Annotated in this window: 3 protein-coding genes and 1 pseudogene; 1 reads left to right on the top strand and 3 read right to left on the bottom strand. The window is 39.6% G+C overall.

Annotated features, from left to right (window positions below):
• On the bottom strand, nucleotides 1-1,244 hold a 1,244-nt coding region (locus B4237_RS16950), incomplete at its 3' end, for a tetratricopeptide repeat protein (RefSeq protein WP_286944066.1).
• A 79-nt stretch (nucleotides 1,245-1,323) separates the two neighbouring features.
• Between B4237_RS16950 and hemA the strand changes: the two genes are divergently transcribed.
• Complete coding sequence (hemA, locus tag B4237_RS16955; RefSeq protein WP_130133787.1) at nucleotides 1,324-2,607, top strand: glutamyl-tRNA reductase; 1,284 nt, start codon at nucleotides 1,324-1,326, stop codon at nucleotides 2,605-2,607.
• Between the two features lie 6 nt (nucleotides 2,608-2,613).
• On the opposite strand, the gene B4237_RS16960 is transcribed toward hemA, so the two are convergent.
• On the bottom strand, nucleotides 2,614-4,497 hold the full coding sequence (locus tag B4237_RS16960) for a DNA primase (protein ID WP_286944068.1): 1,884 nt from the start codon (nucleotides 4,495-4,497) through the stop codon (nucleotides 2,614-2,616).
• A 133-nt stretch (nucleotides 4,498-4,630) separates the two neighbouring features.
• Nucleotides 4,631-4,881, bottom strand: a pseudogene (locus tag B4237_RS16965) (outer membrane protein assembly factor BamD); the annotation flags it as partial.

Raw genomic sequence — 4,881 nt, forward strand, 5'->3', positions numbered from 1 at the left:
AGGTTCTTAATCGCCTCATCAAGCAAGGCCAGTGCCGCTTTTTTATTATTCATTTTCTTCAAAATATCAGCTTGGGCTTGATATAGAAAACTGGCATGTTGTGGGTAATTAACACGCTCTTGTGTTAGAAAACGAAGCGCATCATTGAGCTGCCCTTGTTTATCAAAAATCGCAATCATATTGCGTCGAGAGGTGATATAGAGACTGCCATCGACAAGTCGATAATATGCTTTGGCTGTTTCATAATGCTGTTTGCGCTGGGCATTGATCGCCAAATAATAATAAGCTTCGTTTTGATATTTAGCAGATGTACGTAGATCAACTAAATATTGTTCAGCTTTTTCATATTGTTTTAAATCAATACTGGTTAAGCCTGCAATAAAGAGTGCTTCTTGAGCATCGGGATGATCTTTAATGATACTTTCAAGTTTACTTAATGCTTCTTTCTGCTCATTGATCTGAATATAGTAACGTGCTTCTGCTAAACGAATATCCAAATTATCTTTATTACGACGGCTTGCTTTAGCAAACCAATCTTTAGTCGCCTCATCATCTTGTAAGGCAATCAATAAATTGGCTTTCATTAAAATGAAGCTAGTTGACTTAGTGCGTTTGCGAAGTGCGCGATTGATATTGTTCAGTGCTTGTTCGTACAAACCATTTTGGGCTTCTAAACCTGCAATCAAGGCTAGGATAGAGGGATTATTTTTCTCTTTACTTGCACGTAGTGCATTGAGCAAGATGTCTCGATCTTGTGGTTGTTCTGGTGCAATACCCGCTAAAATTTCTTCTAAATCTGCGGTTGGGTCAATATTTAAAATCTTGTCCAATGTTGTTGCAGCGAGTTCATATTCATGTGTTTTTAACGCAATATGTGATAAGTAGAATAATGCAGGAACATCGGTTGGCTCTTGTTCGACCCAATGTGTCGCAATATCTAAGGCTGCTTGTAAATCGTTATATTCGAGTGCGACATCTAAGGCGCGTTGTTTAATTGTGGTTGAATTACTGCGGATAGCAAGCACGGTATAATTGTGTAGAGCAGTTGCAATATCATCATAAGCGAGAGAAAATTCAGCCACCATACTTTGTTGCAACGCATTTTCAAAGCTTCGATCAGCATACATTTCGTGTATTGTTTGTGCAGAGGCATAAGAGCTCATGCTACCTAACAACAAGATTGTGGTAGAATACCGTCTAATCGTCTTGCCGCTAAAATGTTTACGGCGATATAGCTGACGCAATTTTTATTGATCCAAAGTAATGCTTTTTATGACACCGATGTTGCACAATAACATAAATTTAGCGAAATGATGATCTGATATGTCTTTCTTTGCATTGGGTGTCAACCATCAAACAGCTTCTGTCGAACTCCGAGAAAAAATCGCTTTTAATGCAGAGCGATTAGCTGAGCTATTGCTTGAACAACGCCAAAATCCTACTTTGAAAGACATGGTTGTAGTATCTACATGCAACCGCACCGAAGTTTATGCCATGACTGAAGATGCTGATTGCGTCCTCAATTGGCTAGCCCAAGTGAATAATATTGATGTAAAACAGTTAATTCATCATGTTTATCGTTACGAAAATGCGCAGGCTGTTACGCATTTGATGCGTGTAGCAAGTGGTTTAGACTCATTGATGTTGGGTGAACCTCAGATTCTAGGGCAAGTCAAAAGTGCTCTGGCGCTATCCAAAGATGCTGAAACTGTTTCGCCTGAACTCAACAGTGTTTTTGAATATGCTTTTTATGCTGCAAAAAGAGTACGTTCAGAGACTTCGGTCGGAAGCCATGCGGTATCAATGGGTTATGCCGTTGCTCAATTGGCTTCACAGGTATTTAGCCATCCTGAAAAATTAACAGTTATGGTGGTTGCTGCAGGTGAAATGAATACACTGGTTGCAAAGCATTTGGCTGAGATGGGTGTTGCTAAGATCATGATTTGCAATCGAAGTCGTGAACGCGCAGACCTTCTTGCCCAAGAAATTGGACATCAGGTTGAAGTTGAAATCATTCCGTTTAATGAGCTAGCAAAAAATCTTTATCGCGCTGATGTCGTCTCAAGTTGCACGGGGAGCTTGCATCAGGTGATTGAATATAGTGATGTCAAATATGCCCTTAAAAAGCGTCGCTATCAACAAATGTTGATGGTTGATTTAGCTGTGCCGCGCGATATTGATCCAAAAGTTGAGTCTTTAGATAACGTTTATTTATACGGTGTCGATGATTTACAAAGTGTGATTGATGAGAATCTTGCGCAACGTCGTCAAGCGGCGGTTGAAGCAGAGGTGATGGTCAATCAGCTTGCGACACAGTTACTTACCCAACAAAAGGTTAAAGAGGCGAGTGGTGCGATTCAAGCATACCGTCAGCACAGTGAAGAAATGAGTCAATTGGAACTCAATCATGCCCTAGAGTCTTTACAGCATGGCCATACAGCTGAACAGGTTTTACATGAGTTCGCACATCGTTTAACACAAAAGTTAATGCATCCAACCTCTATTCTTTTAAGAGAAGCTGCGAAATCTGAAAACCCAGATTACTTTGAATGGTTGCAACAACATTTGCACGATGTGTTTGAGCACGAGCGTAAACCAAGACAATAACAACAATTAAGACAATAAGCGTAAACTGATCTGCTTGGTTAATTCATTGAGTTGTTGACGTAAGTTTCTTGATTCGATCAAGGAAATCGGAGCTTTTAATTTTAGGCGTAAATACTTTTCTTGTAAGCCGAGTGCATATTCTTTAGCTAGTTTATCTGCAACTTCTGGTGCTTGTGTGAGCGACTGAATATTGGTTCGTTGCATAATGTCTGAAATTTCATGGCTATAGATGCTACATGCACCCAGCACATAATATGTTGCCAATTCCTGATCATCGGGCAAATCATCAAACACAATATTTAATGAAGCTAAGATTTTTGCTAATAGTTCAGTTTGGTCGATGACTGCTCGTAATTCTTCAAAATGAATATATAAAAATGGGTGGTGCATCAAGATCGCAATTGCAAAATCTTCGTCTTTGGTATGAATATTAAAAGATAAAGAAGCATCGTGACTAATTTGCGGAGTAAAGCGTTTACCTAAGCCTAATTTTTCTCTAAAGGATTGTGTGAGTAGGTAACGGAATGAGCCTTGTTTGGGTAGTAATTCAGTTAGCTCACGCAACTCACCCATGACTAAGCTTTTGCCTTCAGGGGAACTTACATCATACTGACCCGTTAAATGCGCAAATACAAAGTCAGATAACAAGGGAGCTTGTTGCAATAGTTTTTGGAAGTTTTCCAAACCTTCACGGCGAATTAAAGAATCAGGATCATGTTCATTAGGAAGAACAAAAAACTTTAACTCTCGACCATCATTGAGTAAGGGCGATGCAATTTCTAAGGTACGACGTGCTGCTTTTTGTCCAGCAGAATCACCATCAAAAGCAATCGTAATTCGTGAGTTTTGCTTAAATAGCGTAGTTAAGTGATCCGCATTACTTGCTGTTCCTAGTGTAGCAACAGCACCATTGATGCCATACTGCTGTAAGGCAATCACGTCCATATAGCCTTCCACCATCAACCAGTCATTGGCTTTAAGTTTACGCCCTTCATATAAGCCATATAGTAGTTGGTTCTTGTGGAAGACTTCTGAATCAGGAGAGTTAATATATTTGGGTTTGATTTCATCATTGAGCGCACGACCACCAAATCCGACGACTCGACCTTTATGATCACGAATAGGGAAAATAACGCGGTCACGTAATAAGTCAAAATCTCGACCACTATCACTTGATCGAATTAAACCAATTTGCTTTAAACCTTCAATATCTTGAGGAAAGGCTTTTTCTAAGTGTTGCCAGTCTTCTGGGGCATAACCTAAACGCCAGAATTGAATTGTTTGTGCTGATAGACCACGTTGTTTGAAATAATTCTGTCCTTTTTGACTATTTGGTAGTTGACGCTCATAAAACTGTGCAACATTTTCCAGTAAGTCATATAAATTTCCTTCCTGTACATTTTCATCCACCATAAATGATGGATCGAACTGCGCAAAAGGATCATCCATAAAGCGATCCATGTCGATGAAATGATCATCCATCGGTGTTTGAATCGGAGGATTAAGCTCAGTTGTCTTATCTTCTGTTACATGTGGTTGTGCTGCAGGAGTTGGTTGTGGACTACGTTTATACGAGAGTTTTTTATTGTCGTGATTGTCTTTCGGCAGATCGATGCCTGTCTTATTCGACAGTTCTTTCATCACATCAACGAAGTTCCGTCCATCAATATCCATTAAGAAGCGAATAGCATTGCCATTGGCCTGACAGCCGAAGCAATGAAAATACTGTTTATCTCGATAAACATGAAAAGATGGTGTTTTCTCTTGATGAAATGGGCAACAACCAGAATAAGTTCGTCCAGTCTTTTTTAACTTCACACGTTGACCAATCAAATCGACAATGTCGGTTCGATCTAATATTTGATCAATCGTATGCTGTGGAATTGCCATGTGCGTTAAACCATTTCAGATAGGAGTAAGACTAAGACATTATTACAGTGCAAAAATGTCAGGAACCATTGTTGCATAAAATAAAAAACAGGCAAGGGAGACTTGCCTGTTTGCTGTATCAGATGATTGCAAATTAGTTTGCAGCATCTTCCTCAGTTGTATTTTGTTGTTCAGGTTTATCTAATAATCCAAAGCTTAGACGATTCGTCCAGCTCTTTTCCTGAGTTGGTGTTTCTGGTGCTGCAACTGGCTCTGGCGTTGTTTTCTCAGACTCAGGTTTGTCCAATAAACCTAAAGTGAGTCGATTGGTTAAGCTACGCTGTTCAGTTTCACTCGTTGTTTCGACATTTTTAGCATCAACAGTTTTAGACTCGCGTCCTAATA

Origin of the sequence: Acinetobacter sp. UBA6526, assembly GCF_002434875.1 — a bacterium.
Lineage (GTDB): Bacteria > Pseudomonadota > Gammaproteobacteria > Pseudomonadales > Moraxellaceae > Acinetobacter > Acinetobacter venetianus.